The sequence below is a fragment of the Pedobacter sp. N23S346 genome (assembly GCF_048515415.1).
Taxonomy (GTDB): domain Bacteria; phylum Bacteroidota; class Bacteroidia; order Sphingobacteriales; family Sphingobacteriaceae; genus Pedobacter.
On sequence record NZ_JBLYEE010000001.1, the window covers coordinates 892,927 to 910,638 of the forward strand.

Annotated in this window: 16 protein-coding genes and 2 tRNA genes; 8 read left to right on the forward strand and 10 right to left on the reverse strand. The window is 36.4% G+C overall.

Annotation, left to right across the window (positions count from 1 at the left end; genetic code table 11):
- Window positions 1–77: 77 nt before the first annotated feature.
- The gene (locus ACN1CD_RS03825) at window positions 78–830 is read right to left on the reverse strand and encodes an SDR family NAD(P)-dependent oxidoreductase (protein WP_419128925.1); all 753 of its coding nucleotides are present in this window, start codon (window positions 828–830) and stop codon (window positions 78–80) included.
- A gap of 120 nt (window positions 831–950) precedes the next feature.
- Window positions 951–2,405 carry a WG repeat-containing protein gene (locus tag ACN1CD_RS03830; RefSeq protein WP_419128926.1) on the reverse strand — a complete coding sequence of 485 codons (1,455 nt, stop codon included), beginning with the start codon at window positions 2,403–2,405 and terminating at the stop codon, window positions 951–953.
- 438 nt (window positions 2,406–2,843) lie between these two features.
- Between ACN1CD_RS03830 and ACN1CD_RS03835 the strand changes: the two genes are divergently transcribed.
- Window positions 2,844–3,866: a Fic family protein gene (locus tag ACN1CD_RS03835; RefSeq protein ID WP_419128965.1), complete on the forward strand. Its 1,023-nt coding sequence runs from the start codon at window positions 2,844–2,846 to the stop codon at window positions 3,864–3,866.
- A 64-nt stretch (window positions 3,867–3,930) separates the two neighbouring features.
- On the opposite strand, the gene ACN1CD_RS03840 is transcribed toward ACN1CD_RS03835, so the two are convergent.
- The 4 genes from ACN1CD_RS03840 to ACN1CD_RS03855 form a co-directional block, all read right to left on the reverse strand.
- Window positions 3,931–4,004: transfer RNA gene (locus ACN1CD_RS03840), tRNA-Asp, on the reverse strand.
- Window positions 4,005–4,165: 161 nt separating this feature from the next.
- Window positions 4,166–4,250, reverse strand: a tRNA-Ser gene (locus ACN1CD_RS03845).
- Window positions 4,251–4,468: 218 nt separating this feature from the next.
- The gene (gene pyk, locus ACN1CD_RS03850; RefSeq protein ID WP_320462424.1) at window positions 4,469–5,899 is read right to left on the reverse strand and encodes a pyruvate kinase; all 1,431 of its coding nucleotides are present in this window, start codon (window positions 5,897–5,899) and stop codon (window positions 4,469–4,471) included.
- A 150-nt stretch (window positions 5,900–6,049) separates the two neighbouring features.
- Entirely contained in the window at window positions 6,050–6,469 is a 420-nt protein-coding gene (locus tag ACN1CD_RS03855; protein WP_088299559.1) for an IPExxxVDY family protein, read from the reverse strand.
- Between the two features lie 157 nt (window positions 6,470–6,626).
- On the opposite strand from ACN1CD_RS03855, the gene ACN1CD_RS03860 reads away from it, so the two are divergent.
- The 3 genes from ACN1CD_RS03860 (at window position 6,627) to rnc (ending at window position 8,961) form a co-directional block, all read left to right on the forward strand.
- The gene (locus ACN1CD_RS03860) at window positions 6,627–6,863 is read left to right on the forward strand and encodes an acyl carrier protein (protein ID WP_008508386.1); all 237 of its coding nucleotides are present in this window, start codon (window positions 6,627–6,629) and stop codon (window positions 6,861–6,863) included.
- Between the two features lie 21 nt (window positions 6,864–6,884).
- Window positions 6,885–8,138 carry a beta-ketoacyl-ACP synthase II gene (fabF, locus tag ACN1CD_RS03865; RefSeq protein WP_320462422.1) on the forward strand — a complete coding sequence of 418 codons (1,254 nt, stop codon included), beginning with the start codon at window positions 6,885–6,887 and terminating at the stop codon, window positions 8,136–8,138.
- A gap of 94 nt (window positions 8,139–8,232) precedes the next feature.
- Window positions 8,233–8,961, forward strand: a complete 729-nt coding sequence (gene rnc, locus ACN1CD_RS03870; protein ID WP_419128927.1) for a ribonuclease III — start codon at window positions 8,233–8,235, stop codon at window positions 8,959–8,961.
- Here rnc and ACN1CD_RS03875 read toward each other — a convergent pair.
- Window positions 8,954–9,700 carry a hypothetical protein gene (locus ACN1CD_RS03875; RefSeq protein ID WP_419128928.1) on the reverse strand — a complete coding sequence of 249 codons (747 nt, stop codon included), beginning with the start codon at window positions 9,698–9,700 and terminating at the stop codon, window positions 8,954–8,956. The genes rnc and ACN1CD_RS03875 overlap by 8 nt on opposite strands.
- Entirely contained in the window at window positions 9,693–10,400 is a 708-nt protein-coding gene (locus tag ACN1CD_RS03880) for a hypothetical protein (protein WP_419128929.1), read from the reverse strand. Before ACN1CD_RS03880 ends, ACN1CD_RS03875 begins: the two co-directional genes overlap by 8 nt.
- Window positions 10,401–10,578: 178 nt before the next feature.
- On the opposite strand from ACN1CD_RS03880, the gene ACN1CD_RS03885 reads away from it, so the two are divergent.
- The 4 genes from ACN1CD_RS03885 (at window position 10,579) to nadD (ending at window position 13,019) form a co-directional block, all read left to right on the forward strand.
- On the forward strand, window positions 10,579–11,442 hold the full coding sequence (locus ACN1CD_RS03885; protein WP_419128930.1) for a YicC/YloC family endoribonuclease: 864 nt from the start codon (window positions 10,579–10,581) through the stop codon (window positions 11,440–11,442).
- Between the two features lie 70 nt (window positions 11,443–11,512).
- Complete coding sequence (gene gmk / locus ACN1CD_RS03890) at window positions 11,513–12,082, forward strand: guanylate kinase (protein WP_419128932.1); 570 nt, start codon at window positions 11,513–11,515, stop codon at window positions 12,080–12,082.
- A gap of 36 nt (window positions 12,083–12,118) precedes the next feature.
- Window positions 12,119–12,310 (forward strand): DUF2281 domain-containing protein, encoded by a 192-nt coding sequence (locus ACN1CD_RS03895; protein WP_419128933.1) that lies wholly within the window; start codon window positions 12,119–12,121, stop codon window positions 12,308–12,310.
- Window positions 12,311–12,416: 106 nt separating this feature from the next.
- Window positions 12,417–13,019: a nicotinate (nicotinamide) nucleotide adenylyltransferase gene (gene nadD / locus ACN1CD_RS03900; RefSeq protein WP_419128934.1), complete on the forward strand. Its 603-nt coding sequence runs from the start codon at window positions 12,417–12,419 to the stop codon at window positions 13,017–13,019.
- Between the two features lie 69 nt (window positions 13,020–13,088).
- On the opposite strand, the gene ACN1CD_RS03905 is transcribed toward nadD, so the two are convergent.
- A complete protein-coding gene (locus ACN1CD_RS03905) occupies window positions 13,089–14,489 on the reverse strand; it encodes an efflux transporter outer membrane subunit (protein ID WP_419128935.1) in 1,401 nt (466 codons plus the stop codon).
- Between the two features lie 13 nt (window positions 14,490–14,502).
- A complete protein-coding gene (locus ACN1CD_RS03910) occupies window positions 14,503–17,685 on the reverse strand; it encodes an efflux RND transporter permease subunit (protein WP_419128936.1) in 3,183 nt (1,060 codons plus the stop codon).
- Window positions 17,686–17,712: the final 27 nt, after the last annotated feature.

Sequence of the window (17,712 nt, forward strand, 5' to 3'; positions counted from 1 at the left end):
AAAAAAGAAAGAGTTTGTATGATATCGATAGTAAATATTCGCTTTATAATACAGACTCTTTCCGATGAATCATAAATTTAAATGGCAGTATAACCACCATCGGCAATAATGTAACTTCCGGTTGTGAAGGATGATTTATCTGAACTTAAAAAGGCCACTAAATCTGCAATTTCCTGAGGTGTGCCGAGCCTGTTGATTGGGCTTTTGGCGGCGATGGCATCCTGAGTTTTTTGATCCAGGTTTGCCGAAAGGAGCGGGGTTTCTACATATCCAGGGCCAACAGCATTACACCTGATGTTTTTTGTAGCGTATTCGGCAGCTATATTTTTAGTTAAACCAACAACAGCATGTTTCGAGGCCGTGTATGCCGGACTGTTTGGCGCCGCAACCTTGCCATGAATTGAAGCAATATTAATGATGGAACCTCCACCATTTTTTTCCATTTGTTCCAGCTGGTATCGGCAGGCATAAAATACACCATTTAAATTAAGTGCAATCACTTTATCCCATTCCTCTGGTTCGTATTCGCCAGTAGGTTTAGCCGGACCGCCAATTCCTGCATTATTGCAGGCAATATCAAGCCTGCCATATTTTTCAACGGTAATTTCAACCAGTTTTTTATTTTCCGTAGCTATTGATGAATCTGCTTTTACGGTAAAAGCATCTCCGCCATTTTCATGAATCAATTTAACTGTTTCATCAGCATGAACTTCATTAATATCGGCAACAACAACTTTAGCACCTTCTTTAGCGTAAGTAATGGCAATCGCACGACCAATTCCTGAACCTGCCCCTGAAACGATGGCTACTTTATCTTTTAATATTGACATAATGTATTTAATTTCTAAAATATCAACGTAGCGAAAAATTAAATGTTTGTCAGGTGAGCGTTAATTAACCATTAATAGGTGTTTGTTTGCATGGATCTGGAGTTAAAAATCACAGCTCATTTAGAGAATCTCTCTATATTCTTTTCCATCAAGCGGATTGATGTAAAAATAATCCCATTTCTCACCATTATAAGTGCCTGCGTTCGCACTTGCATCTAAACTATTATATTGCGGCTCAACGGTAATCTTACTGGTAAGGATATCAATTAATCCATATTTTTTCTTTCTATAATCGGTTTCGTTTCCAAGTTCGAAACGCCACAAGTTAGGATAGGAGTTGAGTTTTTCGAGGCTGGTGTATTTCAGGGGTAAAACCCACTTCCGGGAGGCAATATCAAAAATACCAGATAGGGAAATGGAATCAGTTTTATTTGTAGCAGTAACCCTAAACCATGACTTATTTATCTGGGTTTGTTCAATCCATTTTACATTGAAGCTTTTAGGTAATGCAGCCTCAATCCCCATCACATTTGCATCGGGATACAATATCCTGCCACTGTTAGATCGGATCACAAAATCTTTAGTTTTCCTTCTGTCGCTTTCCCAGGTGCCATTTTGGTTAAGGATATAAAATCCCGTTTTATTATTGATAAAACTTCTGATAATAAAATAAACTGTGTTAGGTACTGAATAAATCAGTTGTGCTTGGCTGAGGATGCTTTCTGCTTCAATTTCCTGATTAAAGTATTTGTCTATTTTTTTTGGAAAGGTCTTGCTTAGATCAGGATACGCAAAAATGTGCTGATGCTGATCTTCCATGAAATTGAGTTTCACTTTGATGCCTGCGTTTATGGTTTCTGTTTTCAATTCTTTTTTCTTCCCATTTATTTCGACTGTAATTTGAACAGGTACTTTAAAACTGGTATTTTCAATTGGTTTAAGGTTTTTGTTCAAAATTTGATAATCATCACCTTTTCTCCGCAACAAGGTACCATCGGTTAGATTAGCGGTTATTCCTGAGCTGATTTGCTTTATTTGCCCATTTTTGTTGCCATACAACTGATCGTTAATTAATATTTTATCCTGAAATTTGTAGATGTCAGATGCTTGAAAAGGATATTGATTAGGGTTGTGGTCTGAATCAATTATAGTTTGATTGGTATTCAGGAGAATAACTTTCCAGTTCATTTTAAGTACTTTAGTGTCAACTATCCTTTTGTCATTTGTACCACCCATCACTGAAAACCCAGGAAAAAAGTTCCATTTATTAAATTTCCACCAGGCATTAAAACTTTTACAGGTAATGGCAATGGTTTCATTCCCCCAGGCTGCAAGTTCTAATTTATCGTATTCGAAGTCTAATTTTATTGCTCCGGTATGGTCTATTACGCCTTTTTTATTGTTTTTCTCTACAATAGCAAATTGGTTAGTAAAGACGTTCGCCTCTTCAAATTTCGGATCTATTTTTAGTTTCCCATCCGTGTTGCTATAGCCAAAGAGGCCCGATTTACTTTTCCATGGATAATAGGTTTCTTGGGGCAGGTCCTGTCCTGCTGCTGTTAATGTATTGATCATAAAAAAAAGGAATAGGCTAATTATCAAACGAGGTATGTGCATGTAAAAAATGTTAATGATGATTGGGCTTACAACTAATATGCCATGATTGATTAATAATGAGTGACGAAGGGTTTGGGCGAGTTATCAAATATAGATTAACAAACTTGTTTCTGCTTTAGATTATGGTAGAGGTTTAGCTATGCAAATAATCTTATTTTAGTTTTAAATATTCTTAAAATTAAAATAAGAATCTTTTAATTTTATTTTTTGACTAAAGATTAAAATAACAAGTTTTATTATTTTAGTTTTTGTTGTAAAACTAAAATAAGCTCTATCTTTATTTTAAATTAATTATTATGAAAATCTTCAATCGAGGAATATATCAATCAAGGATATTATAAAAGTTTTCAACCAAATGCCATTAATAGAGAATGGTATATCGATGATATTGAAGTAATCCATTTTTTAAGTAAAGCTGATAGACAATTAGGACGTTTGGATATGTATTCCGAATATATACCTAATATAGATATGTTTATAAGTATGCACATTGCAAAGGAAGCGACTCAATCAAACAAGATAGAAGGTACACAAACAAATGTAGAAGAAGCTTTTTTAGAAAGAAATGAGGTGTCACGGGAAAAAAGGAGTGACTGGGAAGAAGTTCAAAATTATATTGAAGCAATGAATAAGGCCATTGAGTTGTTACATCAGCTTCCCTTTTCTTCAAGGTTAATCAGAGATACTCATAAAATATTGCTTCAGGGTGTAAGAGGAGAACATAAACAACCAGGAGATTTTAGGATTAGTCAAAACGGGATTGGAGGAGCGAGTATAAATGATGCTACTTTCATACCGCCCGTTCATACTTCAATTTTAGATTTAATGTCTGATATTGAGAAGTTTGCGAATGATGAATTGAACTATCTTCCAGACTTATTAAAAATAGCATTGATCCATTACCAATTCGAAACGATTCACCCATTTTTAGATGGAAATGGTAGGGTAGGAAGGCTGATGATAACTTTATATCTGGTTTCAAAAGGAATTTTAAAAAGACCTATATTATATCTTTCCGATTTTTTGGAGAGAAATAGGAGTTTATATTATGATAATTTAATGGATGTAAGGCTCAAAGGAGATTTAACAAAATGGTTTAAGTTTTTCTTGGTAGGTATTATAGAAACAGCTAAAAATGGTATTAAAACGTTCGATGGTATCTTGCAATTACAAAAGCAAATAGACACTAAGATTCAGTCGCTTGGAAGTAGAGCTGGAAATGCTCAAAAGATAATGCTATATCTTTATCAAAGGCCAGTTATTCAGGCGCATATGGTTGCATCCGTAACAGGAATGTCTGCAGCAACAGGTTATAAATTACTAGCTGATTTAGAAAAACTGAATATCTTGAAAGAAGTTACGGGTGCTCAACGGGGTAAATTGTATGTGTTTAAAGAATACTTAGCATATTTTAATTAGGTGCAATATTATTTAAGGCTGTAAATAAAAAGCCTCAACTTTTTCAAGTTAAGGCTTTATGTTGCGGAATGGACGGGACTCGAACCCGCGACCTCCTGCGTGACAGGCAGGCATTCTAACCAGCTGAACTACCACTCCGTTTAGAATTTATAACCCTCTCGGGGATGCAAACATAAAAACTAAATCTTGCTTTTCAATATTATAAGCGATGTTTTTTTTAGATTTCTGCTAACTTGCTGATCCTGATGTTGAATGGTTTTCTATATCAGGTGAATTTTAAATTAAAATCAGTTTCAATGCGGAGAGGGCGGGATTCGAACCCGCGGTACCTTGCAGTACACACGCTTTCCAAGCGTGCTCGATCGACCACTCTGACACCTCTCCATTAGTGGATTGCAAAAATATAGTTTTTATTGACATTTACATCAAAATTTTGAGAATCAAAATCATAATTATTTTAGCTTATCAAATAAAAAAAATCATCTAAATCTGCTTTAGGTTTGTTTCCTAAAAATGTAATGACCTCTTTAATTGTTAAAAAAGTAAAGACAAAAAAAACGCCCTGCAGCAATGCAAGGCGTTTAGTCTTAAATATTTAATGATTAATCAATCACTGTGATTTTTAACATGTTTGTTTTGCCCTTTGCATCAATTGGAATTGCGGCAGTATTAATAATGATATCACCTTGTTTAACCAGTTTCTTACTTTTTAAGAATTCGTTAACCTCAATGATGGTATTATCTGTACTTTCCCACTTATCGTAGTAGAAACCTCTAACACCCCAAAGTAAGCTTACCGCGTTTAACAAAGATCTGTTACTAGTGAAAATGAAAGTTAAAGCTTCTGGTCTGTGGCTTGAGATTTCAAATGCAGTATAACCGCTTAAAGTCATCGATACAATTCCAACAGCATTGGTTTGTTTAGCTAAGAAACAAGCTGAATCACAAATCGCGTCACTTAAGAAAGATGGAGATTTTGGTTTTAAGAATTTATCCGGATTAAAAGGATAGTTGTTTTGCTCAATGTTTTGGATAATTTTCTGCATCGTTTCGATTACGATTAATGGAAATTCTCCAACTGAAGTTTCACCACTTAACATCACCGCATCAGCACCATCCAAAACCGAGTTAGCCACATCATTTACTTCCGCACGGGTAGGGCGAGGAGTAGTGATCATGCTTTCTAACATTTGTGTAGCAACAATTACAGGTTTAGAAGCCGCTCTACATTTAGCAACAATCATTTTCTGTAACAATGGAACTTCTTCCATCGGGCATTCTACACCCAAATCACCACGTGCAACCATAATACCATCAGAAACAGCAATAATCTCATCGATATTGGCAATCGCTTCTGGTTTTTCAATTTTAGCAATTACACGGGCCGTTTTACCACGTTCCGCAATGATTTTTTTAAGCTCGATAATATCATCTGCCTTACGAACAAATGATAAACCAATCCACTCCACATCGTTTTCAAGAACGAATTCTAAATTCTCCCGATCTTCCGGGGTTAATGATGGGATAGAAACTTTTGTATTAGGAAGGTTTACGCCTTTTCTTGAAGTTAAAATACCTCCATGAACAATTTCGCAAACTACTTCATCTTTTAAATTGGTAGAAATTACTTTCATTTGCAGCTTGCCATCATCCAAAAGGATAATCTCGCCAGCCTGTACATCCTGAGGGAAACTTTGGTAAGTAATATAAATACGTTCCTCATTACCGATGCATTCGTTAGTGGTAATCACAGTGGTTTTACCGTTAATCAGGTTAATACCACCTTCTTTTACTAAACCAATACGAATTTTTGGACCTTGTAAATCGGCAAGGATACCAACATTATAGTCATATTTTTTGTTTAGATCTTTAATAGTATCTAAAACCGCCTGGTGATCTGCTTGCGATCCGTGTGAAAAATTTAGACGGCAAACATCTAAACCAGCGTTGAACATACTATATAATACATCTGGTTTTGCTGATGCAGGCCCAAGCGTTGCAACAATTTTAGTTCTCGAATGAAAAGGTTTCATTTAATTAATTGATTTTAACAATGCAGTTAATTGTAGCGCTAATTATTTCAAAAATAATTAAACTGCATTAAGTTTTATATATTTTGTTTTTTGTTTCGTCGTTTTACAACCATCAAATATAGTGTATTTAATACACCAAGTATATAATTTTTATATTACCAAATTCTCTTTACTTTTGAGTTTGGTTGGGTCTATTTTTGCAGCTACCTGAATATCAGGTAGTTTGTTTAATCCGTTTATTAAATAATTCAAATCTTCCTGATCAATAAATTCTTTTATGATGATAAAAAAATCCACATTTCCCATCTCCGGAACGAGCAGTCCGTCGCTGCTTCTGTTGCTAATTAAATAGTATTCTATCTCGCCTTGCTCAACAAAAAAGTAATATTTCGAGAAACACCAGGCCGGTTCATCAATGTTAAAAAATATTTCATGGTCCTCAATTTTTTCAAACTGGGTGTTCAAACGCGTATTAATTTTGTGGCATAGTACATAGTCTTTTAGGGGTGCTGTAATCGCAATGAGTATAAAATCAAGGTCTAAGGTTAATTTTAGGTAAGTTCTGTTCAAATCGAAATAAATTATTTACAGAACGAAATTAAAAAACTAATTCTATATTCGCTTGTTATTTCAGAGCCAAATTAAGGCAGTGAAATAAAAACATTTGAAAATTGTAAGAATTTATTTTTCTTTGCACAGAATTATTTAACCATTAAATTATAAAATTATGTCTGATATTGCTTCAAGAGTTAAGGCTATTATCGTAGAAAAACTAGGTGTTGACGAAAGCGAAGTTACGCCAGAGGCTTCATTCACCAACGATTTGGGTGCAGATTCTTTAGATACCGTAGAATTGATTATGGAATTTGAAAAAGAATTTAATGTAGCTATTCCTGATGATCAGGCTGAAACCATCGGTACAGTTGGTCAAGCAATCGCTTATTTGGAAAAAAACGTTAAATAGAATTACGCTTTTTCAGTATAAATGGAATTAAAAAGAGTAGTAGTAACAGGGTTGGGTGCGCTCACTCCTATAGGCAATAATGTTCCCGAGTTTTGGGAAGGATTGACTAATGGGGTGAGTGGCGCTGCTCCTATTAAGGGTTTTGATACTGAAAAGTTTAAAACCAAATTCGCCTGCGAGGTGAAAAACTTTAATCCGGAAGATTTTCTGGAGAAAAAAGAAGCTCGTAAGCTTGATCCGTTTGTACAGTATGCTTTAGTAGCTACAGATGAGGCAGTGAAGGATGGTGGTTTCGATTTTGAAAAATTAGACACCAACCGAATCGGCGTAATCTGGGGTGCTGGCATAGGTGGATTGAAAACTTTCCTTGATGAAATTTCAAATTTCGCCAAGGGAGATGGTACGCCAAGATACAATCCATTTTTTATTCCTAAGATGATTATTGATATCGCTCCAGGGCATATCTCAATCAAGTATGGCTTACGTGGGCCAAATTTTGCAACTGTTTCGGCATGTGCTTCTTCAACCAATGCAATGATTGATGCATTTAACTATATCCGTTTGGGTATGGCTGATGTGATTATTAGTGGTGGTTCTGAGGCAATTATCAACGAAGCAGGAATGGGTGGTTTTAACGCCATGCATGCATTATCTACACGTAATGATGATCCGGCTACGGCTTCCCGTCCTTTTGATAAAGACCGTGATGGCTTTGTAGCAGGTGAGGGTGCGGGTACAATTATTCTGGAAGAACTGGAACATGCCAAAGCAAGAGGTGCTAAAATTTATGCTGAACTTGTAGGTGGAGGAATGAGTGCAGATGCTAATCACATTACTGCACCACATCCAGAAGGTTTAGGTGCCAGAATGGTAATGACTAACGCCCTTAAAGATGCAGGAATGACTACGGCTGATATAGATTATATCAATGTTCATGGTACTTCTACACCGCTTGGTGACATTAGTGAAACTAAAGCTATTGGTACATTATTTGGTGAAGATGCTTATCGATTAAACATTAGTTCTACCAAATCAATGACAGGCCATCTTTTAGGTGCTGCTGGTGCTATAGAAGCTATTGCTGCAATTCTTGCTGTAAAAAACGATATTGTTCCTCCAACAATTAATCACTTTACAGATGATCCTGCTTTTGATCCGAAATTAAACTTTACTTTCAACAAAGCACAAAAACGTGAAGTTAGAGCGGCGTTAAGTAATACTTTTGGTTTTGGTGGGCATAATGCTTCCGTGATTTTCAAAAAATACGAAGATTAATTAAAACAGCGCTGCTATATAATTTTGTATGCTAACTAAAAATAGATAACTTAGTTCAATATGCTCATTTGCCGTTAATTGTGTTATTTGTTTAATGCCGATATTTAAATTATATAAACTTTATCTTTCTCCTGAAAAGGAGTTTGTTAAAAAGCTGAGAAATATTTTAGGCTTTGTGCCAGGCAATGTAACGCTTTATAAAATGGCGTTCAGGCATCGTTCTGTGGCAAAAGTTTTAAAAAATGGAAGCAGAAGTAGCAACGAACGTCTGGAATTTCTAGGTGATGCCGTATTGGGTTCAGTAATTGCAGAATTGCTTTTTAAGCACTATCCGTACAAAGAGGAAGGTTTCTTAACCGAAATGCGATCAAAAATTGTGAACCGGGCAAATCTGAACCAGTTGGCTAAAAAGATTGGTTTTGATAAGATGATTCAATTTGATCAAAGATCTGTAAGCATTCAAACCAAACATAACTCCATGTTAGGCGATGCTTTCGAAGCCATTATTGGCGCCATTTATATGGATAAGGGCTATAACTTTACGAAAGAGTTTTTGTTGCGGAGAATTGTTAAGCCTCATATTGATATTCATACTTTAGAGCTTACCGAAACCAATTTCAAAAGTAAACTTATCGAATGGTGTCAGCGCCATGGTAAAGATGTAATGTTTGAATTGGTGCAAAATGGAGAAGGTGAAAGTGCTAAGCTTTTTACCATCAGCGCACTGGTTGAAGGTGAAAAATTTGGTACTGGCAGAGATTACAACAAGAAAAATGCCGAAAAATTAGCCGCTGAGAAAGCCTGCGAAGCTTTATCTATTTAATCGGATTTAAATCATTTGCCTTTACAGGTGTCTCTTCGAACTTTTTTGCAGATTCTTTAATATATTTGATATAGTCATAAACATTCCAGTGTTGTGCTTTTTCAAAATCCGGGCGGTAGTTTAGCATGAATGTTTCCAGGTCTTTTCCTCTTAAATCAGTATTGTTCTGAATAATGGTGCCATTAAAGTATTGATCAATTTGTGTCTGCTTTAATTCATTTTCAGCATAACGGTTAAAGCGACGTGCATTTTTAGGATCCTTTCCTACTAAATTATACAAGCCATTCAGGGGGTTGAAAATTGAAGATAAAACGGAAGATTTACCGCCATTAAAAACGCCTTTGCTTTTGAAATCTCTTTTGAGATCTTCCAGATCTTGCTTTTTCGTGCTACCAACAATGGTCACTTCATCGAGCATGGTGCTGTTTCTGACCAGATAAATTAAAATATCCTGTGGCCCATGAACTACAATTTGCTGATCATTTAAATTTCTTTTGCTAATTAAGAGTGTGTCACCTACGCTGGCTCTGATCTGAAAAAAGCCTAAATCATTACTGCCCACGCCAAGTTGGGTTCTTTGATTGGTAATTTCGGCCAGTGCCACTCTTAGATTAGTTCCTTTTTCGAAAACTACTCCCTTTATGATTAGCTCTTGCCCCTTCACCATATTCCCGGTAAACAAGAACAAAAGAAGTAATAATGGTAATTTCAGGGGTTTTATCAGATTTATATTATTCACGTTTCAAAGTATCAAGGTAAAAAGTAGCTGATCTTTTAATATAGCCAGCTGCATCATAAGTATTCCAATTCTTTATTTGCTCATGTTTTGGCCTAAAGTCCAGCATAAATTTCTCTAACGTTTTTCCGGTTAGGTTGGTATGTGCCTTAACCAGACTCAAATTAAAAAACCGGTCTACTTCCAGTTCCTGCTCTTCTTTATCCAGGTGCTGGTCAAAACGTTTTGCATTTTTCCTATCTGATCCAAAAAGTTCCATTATTGTCGCAATTGGATAACGAAAATAATGAAGCGGATTTTTCTTCTTGCCGTAAAAGTAAGTTTTCTTACGGTGTTCTAGTCTAACAGCTAATAAGTTTTCTTGTTTGTTTTCTGCCTTAATAGTTACGTCTTCTAAAATCATATCGGCTCTAATCAGATTGATCACCATATCTTTTTCGCCGGAAACCACCGCAAACTGATCCTCAAAATGCCTTTTAAAAAACCATAAAGTATCGCCAACTTTCGCCTTTATCTGGAAAAAGCCCATATCATTGCTGCCAACGGTCATATGATTATTAGTGTCGGTTACCAAGGCCAGGGCTATACGGATCGATGTTCCTTTTTCTAAAATAACACCTTTAGCGGCAATATGCTGTGCGTTGCTTTTTTCTATCGCAAGCAGAAAACACAATATAGATAAGATCGTTAGCAGTGCTTTCATCCTGGTAAGACATTTTATGTAAAATTAATAATTGTTCAGCCTTCCAGTTGTTAAATAACGTTAAGGTATGGATGGGTTTTTCTGAAGGGTCTAATTTTATTTGTTTATCAACTATAAACCTAAAAGGCCATCTGCAAACTCTAAACTTATTTTTCTATCTTTGCGCATGATAAAATCCATGACAGGATACGGCTTAGCAACAGCCGATTATGCTAATGCAAAATACAGTGTCGAAATCAAATCGCTCAATAGCAAGTTCCTTGAGCTAAACTTAAAATATCCCAAAGCTTTTTCTGATAAAGAATTAATTCTGCGCAATGTATGTAGCAAAGATATAGAACGTGGAAAAGTAAGTTTAAGCATCAATGTAGAACGCGTTGGTGGTGAAGTTACTGGCGCAACTATCAATACTGCTTTACTTAGCCATTACTACAATCAACTTATTGCTGTTAATGATCAGCTAAATGCCGGAAGCAGCAATTTATTGCAAACCGCATTAACATTTCCAGATGTAATTAGTTATAAAGAGGAGAGTGTAAGTGAAGATGAATGGAATAACTTATATCAAATATTTACTACCGCTTTAACTAACTTCAATAAATTCAGGGCAGATGAAGGTGCTGTTTTAAAGGCAGACTTAGAACTTAGAATTACCAATATACTTGGTTATTTCAAATCTGTTGAAGAATTAGAACCCAGAAGGATTACAGCAATCAGAGATAAATTTGCACAATTTTTAGATGATGCCGTAGGCAAAGTGAATATAGATCAGAACCGTTTTGAACAGGAATTGATTTATTATATTGATAAAATCGACATCACAGAAGAGAAAACGAGATTAAAAAGCCACTGTGATTATTTTCTTCAAACATTGGCAAGCAAAGAAGCAAATGGTAAAAAATTAGGTTTTATTTCTCAGGAAATTGGAAGAGAAATTAATACCATGGGCGCAAAAGCCAATGATGCCCAAATGCAACAGTTTGTGGTTGGCATGAAAGAAGAATTAGAAAAAATTAAAGAACAGTTATTAAACGTATTATAGAAAGCTGAAAGCAAAAAGCTCGAAGCTTAAAGCTTTGATCTTTCAGCTTTCAGCTTTAGTCTTAAAAAAAATGAAACAAGGTAAACTAATCATATTTTCGGCACCATCCGGAGCGGGTAAAACAACAATTGTACATCATCTGTTAAAGAAATTTCCACAATTGAGTTTCTCAATTTCAGCTACAACAAGAGAATCAAGAGGTGATGAAACCCATGAAAATGATTATTACTTCATTACCAAAGAAGAATTTTTGCATAAGGTAGCGCATCAGGAGTTTGTTGAGTTTGAAGAAGTATACAACGGAACTTTTTACGGCACCCTGCGCTCGGAAATTGAACGCATCTGGGAGAACGATCAACATGTAATCTTTGATATTGATGTTGAAGGTGGCATTCGTTTGAAAAGAAAATATGAAGAAGATGCATTGGCAATTTTTGTTCAGCCGCCATCTTTAGAGGTGTTGAAAGAACGTTTAAGTGGTAGAGGAACGGATAGTCAGGAAAAACTTCAGGAGCGTTTTATTAAAGCAGAGAAAGAGTTACTTTATGCTGATAAATTTGATGTAATCTTAAAAAACTTTGATTTATCAACAGCTTGTGCAGAGGCGGAGCGGTTGGTTCAAGAGTTTTTGGATAAGTAAGTTTTTTAAAATCGACAAAATCGTTATCTTTATATTATGAGTGATTTTCAATTATATAGTCAAATATCGTCCCTGCCTTTAGAAATGAAGAAGCAGGTTTCTGACTTTATTGCCTCTTTAAAGAAAAAATCTATTGTAGAAAAAAAGAATAAAGAGAGACAATTTGGCTATGCTAAAGGTTTTTTTAAAATGGCTGATGATTTCGATGAGCCTTTAAAATTGATTTAATAAATAAATTCGTCATTGCGAACCGCAGCGACGGAAAAAGCGCACAAGGGTGAAGCAATCTTTCTCTCAAAATAGATTGCTTCGGCTCCCTCAATCCAGCCTCGCAATGACGATCAATAATACTGAAAACCGCAAACTGAAAACAGGCCTCTTCTTCGGTTCTTATAACCCAATCCATACCGGACATTTAGTTATAGCCAACTATATGGCTAATCATACTGAACTCGATGAGGTGTGGCTGGTAGTTTCTCCCCATAATCCCTTAAAAGAAAAAAGCGGACTAGCCAATATGTATGATAGATTAGAAATGGCTAATCTGGCTACTGAGAATACGGAGAACATCCGCGTGAGCGATATAGAATTCACTTTGCCGAAACCATCTTATACTATAGACACCTTAACTTATCTACATGAAAAATTTCCCTCAAAAGAATTTGTGTTGATAATGGGGGCAGATAACCTTGTTTCTTTTAAGAAGTGGAAGAATTATGAGGTGTTGTTAAATAACTACCAGATTTATGTTTATCCACGGCCTGGTGCTGATGTTGGAGAATGGGAAAATCACCCTTCGATTATTTTTACTGATACACCGCTAATGGAGATTTCCTCCACCTTCATCCGTAAATCTATAAAAGACAATAAAAACGTGCAGTTTTTCCTTCCTGAAAAAGTGATCAGTTTTATCGATAACAAAGGAATGTACAAGTAATAAAATTTGTCTAAACGAAAAAAGCATCATGGAAATACATGATGCTTTTTTCGTTTATGAGGGGATGGATTATTTCCAACCGCCACCTAAAGCACGGTATAAATTTACAACCGACTGTAGTTTTTGTAATTTATCATTAATTCCACTCAACTGAGCTGTTAACAAACTTTGCTCTGATGTTAATACATCAGTATAATTTGTTGCCGAACTGTAGCGCAATAATTCTTTAGTAAAATCTACAGCTTTAGTTAAAGATGCTATTTGTTTTGCTCTGGTTGCTTCTTTTTCTTCTGCAGTTTGATAGGCATACAAAGCATTAGAAACTTCTTGTCCACCAGTTAAAAGCGTTTGTTGGAAGGTATAAAATGCAATTTGTTGATTTGCCTGAGCAGTTGTTAAGCGAGCTTTGTTGGCTCCTTTAGCAAAAATTGGCTGTGTTAACCCACCAACTAAATTATAAAAAATCGAATTGTCGAAAAAGTTACTAAGTTGCAAGCTGGTTAAACCGCCAGCAGCCGTTAAAGTTAAGGCAGGATAAAAATATGTTTTCGCAACATTGGTATTTTCAAATGCCGCTCTGAAACCGAATTCAGCAGCAATAACATCAGGACGGTTTTGCAATAACTGAGCAGAAACGCCTGTTTGTAAATTTGAAAATGCCACTTGTTGATCTAAAGTTGTACGGTTAACTGTTCCAGGTGCTTGTGCCAATGCAATGTTTAATGCATTTTCTGCTTCCTTAATACTTCTTTTCAAGTCAGGAAGTGTTACTTCTGCAGCATATAAATTGGCCTCACTTTGAACTACGGCAGCACCATTTACCACTGCGCCTTCTTTTAAGGCTTTCATGGTTTCTACATCTTGTCTTCTGATTTTGATCGTTTGTTCCGTAATGGCTAACTGTTTATCTAAAGCCAGTAAAGTATAATAGCTATTGGCGATTGTGGCAATTAACTGTGTTTGAACCGCACGTTTTGCTGCATCACTTTGCAACAAAGTAGCAAATGCAGATCGCTTTGCGCTGCTTAATTTCCCCCAAATATCGGCTTCCCATGCAGTACTTAATTGCGCCCTGTAAGTTTGGGTTTCCAAATTGATATTAATTCCTGCCGGAAAGTTTAATGCCGCCGCAGCTTGTTTGGCATCTGTAACCGAAACATCTGCCTGTAAGCTTGGTAAAAATGCTGCACGGCTTTGTCTTAAAGTCGCCTCAGAAATTTTAATCCTTTCAATGGCTTGTTTCAGATCCAGATTTTCATTTATTCCACGTTGGATTAATGATTGAAGTGTAGTATCTGAAAACAATGTTTTCCATGGCAAATCTGCCATGGTAGTAGTGTCTGTTGTATTTTTATCCCGGTATAATCCTTCACTTTTAACCTGTGGGCGTTCGTATTTTTTAGTCACACAAGCGCTTAAGGTTAAGATGGTGAAGCCGATTAAAATGGAATACTTATATCTAAGTTTCATATTTTCTTAAAAATTAATGTTTGTTCTGACTGGTCGCCAATTCATACTCTTCTGATGTTTGTTCTTTTTCAATTCCCTCTTCGAAAGGAGACTTACCGCTGATTCTCTCCTGCAAACTTTGAAAAACGATGAACAAGGCAGGGATTACAAAAACACCGAACAATGTTCCGATTAACATACCACCTACTGCACCGGTACCAATTGATGTATTACCGGCAGCTCCAACACCAGATGATAACATCAAAGGCAATAAGCCTAAGATAAAGGCGAAAGATGTCATTAAAATCGGGCGCAAACGAGCAGTAGCACCATCAATTGCAGCATTAACAATACTCATCCCTTTTCGCCTTCTATCAACTGCATATTCTACAATTAGAATGGCGTTTTTGGCTAATAAACCTACGAGCATGATTAGTGTAATTTGTGTATAAATGTTGTTATCTACACCAAAGATTTTATCAAAGACAAATACGCCAGCTAAACCAATAGGCAGTGAAATTAATACAGCCAGTGGTAAAATATAACTTTCGTATTGAGCTGCTAACAGGAAGTAAACAAAGATGATACAAAGTAAGAAGATAAATACAGTTTGACTTCCTCCACTTATTTCTTCTCTTGATAAACCTGAGAATTCGTAACCATAACCAGCTGGTAAAGTTTCTGCAGCAACTTCTTGTACGGCTTTTAAGGCATCACCAGAACTAAAGCCAGGATTTGGATTACCAGTTACTGAAATCGAAGTAAATAAGTTGAAACGTGAAATGGCTTGTGGGCCATATACCTTAGTTAAAGTGATAAACTCAGAAACTGGCGCCATTTGTCCGCTTCCGTTACGCACGAAAATTCGGGTTAAAGTTTGCTCATTTGAGCGGTATTGGGCATCAGCCTGATACATTACCCTGAACTGTTTACCAAACTTGTTAAAGTTGGAGGCATAAACACCACCATAATAACCTTGCATCACCCCTAAAACATCAGCTACGGTTAAACCGGCCTGTTTTACTTTCGCCACATTTACATCAATTTGATATTGAGGGAAATTTGGGTTGAATGATGTAGACGCATACTGAACTTCTGGTCTTTTGCTTAAAGCCGCTAAGAACCCATTGCCGATATCATTGAATTTTTTGATGTCTCCACCGGTTTTATCCTGTAATTGAAATTCAAAACCACCACTTGTTCCGAAACCCTGGATCGTTGGCGGCGCAAAGAAGATAATCTTCGCACCCTTAATGCTTGCTGTTTTGGCGAACAACTCGCCAATAATCACTTTAACATCCCGGCCCTTACGTTCATCCCATGGTGATAATCTTGAAATTACCATCCCGTAAGAACTACCAGATCCACTAATCATACTTCGGCCAACTACTCTTAACGTATTTTTGATCTCTGGAATACCATGTGCAATGCTGTCAATCTTTGCAATCACGATATTGGTTTCCTCTTGCGAAGTACCTGCAGGCAAAGAAATATCAGACATGATCGTTCCTAAATCTTCATTGGGTACGAAACCTTTTGGCGTGGTATTCATTGTCCAAACCAAAACGCCGGTAAAGAATAAAATCCCTACGCCAACGATCCATTTTTTATGAGAAAGGAAACTAACCGATTTTTTATATTTATTGGTTACCGCATCAAAAGACGTATTAAATGCCGCATAAAAACGCTTCAGGAAATTTTTCTTTTTTCCGTGATCATCAGCGTGTGGTTTTAAGAATATTGCACACAAAGCCGGACTTAATGTTAACGCATTAATCGCTGATAAGATAATCGAAATTGCCAGCGTTAAACCGAACTGCTTATAGAATACACCTGATGATCCCTGGATAAAACTTACCGGGATAAATACAGCCGCCATTACCAGTGTGATCGATATGATCGCCCCACTAATATCATCCATTGCATCTATCGTAGCTTTTTTGGCATCGGTATAACCTTCATCCAGTTTCGCATGGACGGCCTCCACTACTACGATCGCATCATCCACCACAATACCAATGGCGAGTACGAGTGCAAATAAGGTTAATAAGTTAATGGTAAAACCAAACAGACTTAAGAAAAAGAAAGTACCAATAATAGCTACAGGAACACTAATCGCTGGTATTAAAGTAGAACGGAAATCTTGTAAGAAAATGAATACTACTAAGAATACCAGGATGAAAGCTTCAATTAAAGTATGAATTACTTTCTCAATTGAAGCATCAAGGAAATCGTTAACGTTTACTAATGTTGAATAGTGAACACCTTTTGGAAAAGACTTTTGGGCTTCATCCAGGGTTTTAATGGAGTTTTCAATAACCTCTTTCGCATTAGAACCTGCTGTTTGGTTAATGGCAATACCTAATGCAGGCTTACCATTAAAACTTACCGCACTGGCATAACTTTGTGCACCCAATTCGATTCTGGCAATATCTTTCAAACGAAGGATTTGTCCGTTATCTGCTGTTTTGATAATAATGTTACCAAACTGTGCTTCATCTTTTAATCTTCCGGTATATTTTAAGGTATATTGAAATGCCTGATCGCCCTGTTCACCAAACTGACCTGGAGCAGCCTCTACGTTCTGATCAGCTAATGCTGTATTTACATCACTTGGAACTAAACCATAGGTGGCCATTACATCAGGCTTTAACCAAAGACGCATCGTATAATCCAATGTTCCGAAGGCACTTGCATCACCTACACCACTAATACGTTTAATTTGCGGAATGATATTGATGTTGGCATAATTCTGCAAGAATTTTTGATCGTAAGAAGGATCATCACTGTAAAGACCAAAGATCAATACGTTACTGGCCTGTCTTTTAGCAGTAATTACACCTGATTTGGTAACCTCTGCAGGTAGCAAACTGGTAGCTCGCGCTACCCTGTTTTGAACGTTTACAGCTGCTAAATCCGGGTTCGTACCTAATTTAAAGTTAATTGTTATAGCTGCTGTTCCATCATTACTGGCGGTTGAAGTCATGTAGGTCATGTCTTCCACACCATTTATTTGTTCTTCCAGCGGAACAACCACGCTATTCATTACCACATCGGCATTTGCACCCTGGTATGAAGTTGAAACCTGCACTGTTGGCGGCGCAATTTCGGGATATTGTGAAACCGGCAAAGTGGCTAAACCTAAAACACCGAGAATAACGATGATAATGGATATTACCGTTGATAAAATCGGTCTTTCTATGAATTTTTTAAACATAATTAATATTGATTACACTGATAATAA

Excerpts from the sequence above, each read along its gene's own strand:
- pyk (WP_320462424.1), bottom strand. The coding sequence starts at position 5,899 with ATGAAACCTTTTCATTCGAGAACTAAAATTGTTGCAACGCTTGGGCCT.
- ACN1CD_RS03830 (WP_419128926.1), bottom strand. The coding sequence starts at position 2,405 with ATGATCAATACATTAACAGCAGCAGGACAGGACCTGCCCCAAGAAACC.
- ACN1CD_RS03825 (WP_419128925.1), bottom strand. The coding sequence starts at position 830 with ATGTCAATATTAAAAGATAAAGTAGCCATCGTTTCAGGGGCAGGTTCA.
- ACN1CD_RS03860 (WP_008508386.1), top strand. The coding sequence starts at position 6,627 with ATGTCTGATATTGCTTCAAGAGTTAAGGCTATTATCGTAGAAAAACTA.
- ACN1CD_RS03880 (WP_419128929.1), bottom strand. The coding sequence starts at position 10,400 with ATGAAAGCACTGCTAACGATCTTATCTATATTGTGTTTTCTGCTTGCG.
- ACN1CD_RS03905 (WP_419128935.1), bottom strand. The coding sequence starts at position 14,489 with ATGAAACTTAGATATAAGTATTCCATTTTAATCGGCTTCACCATCTTA.
- fabF (WP_320462422.1), top strand. The coding sequence starts at position 6,885 with ATGGAATTAAAAAGAGTAGTAGTAACAGGGTTGGGTGCGCTCACTCCT.
- ACN1CD_RS03885 (WP_419128930.1), top strand. The coding sequence starts at position 10,579 with ATGACAGGATACGGCTTAGCAACAGCCGATTATGCTAATGCAAAATAC.
- gmk (WP_419128932.1), top strand. The coding sequence starts at position 11,513 with ATGAAACAAGGTAAACTAATCATATTTTCGGCACCATCCGGAGCGGGT.
- rnc (WP_419128927.1), top strand. The coding sequence starts at position 8,233 with ATGCCGATATTTAAATTATATAAACTTTATCTTTCTCCTGAAAAGGAG.
- ACN1CD_RS03895 (WP_419128933.1), top strand. The coding sequence starts at position 12,119 with ATGAGTGATTTTCAATTATATAGTCAAATATCGTCCCTGCCTTTAGAA.
- ACN1CD_RS03910 (WP_419128936.1), bottom strand. The coding sequence starts at position 17,685 with ATGTTTAAAAAATTCATAGAAAGACCGATTTTATCAACGGTAATATCC.
- nadD (WP_419128934.1), top strand. The coding sequence starts at position 12,417 with ATGACGATCAATAATACTGAAAACCGCAAACTGAAAACAGGCCTCTTC.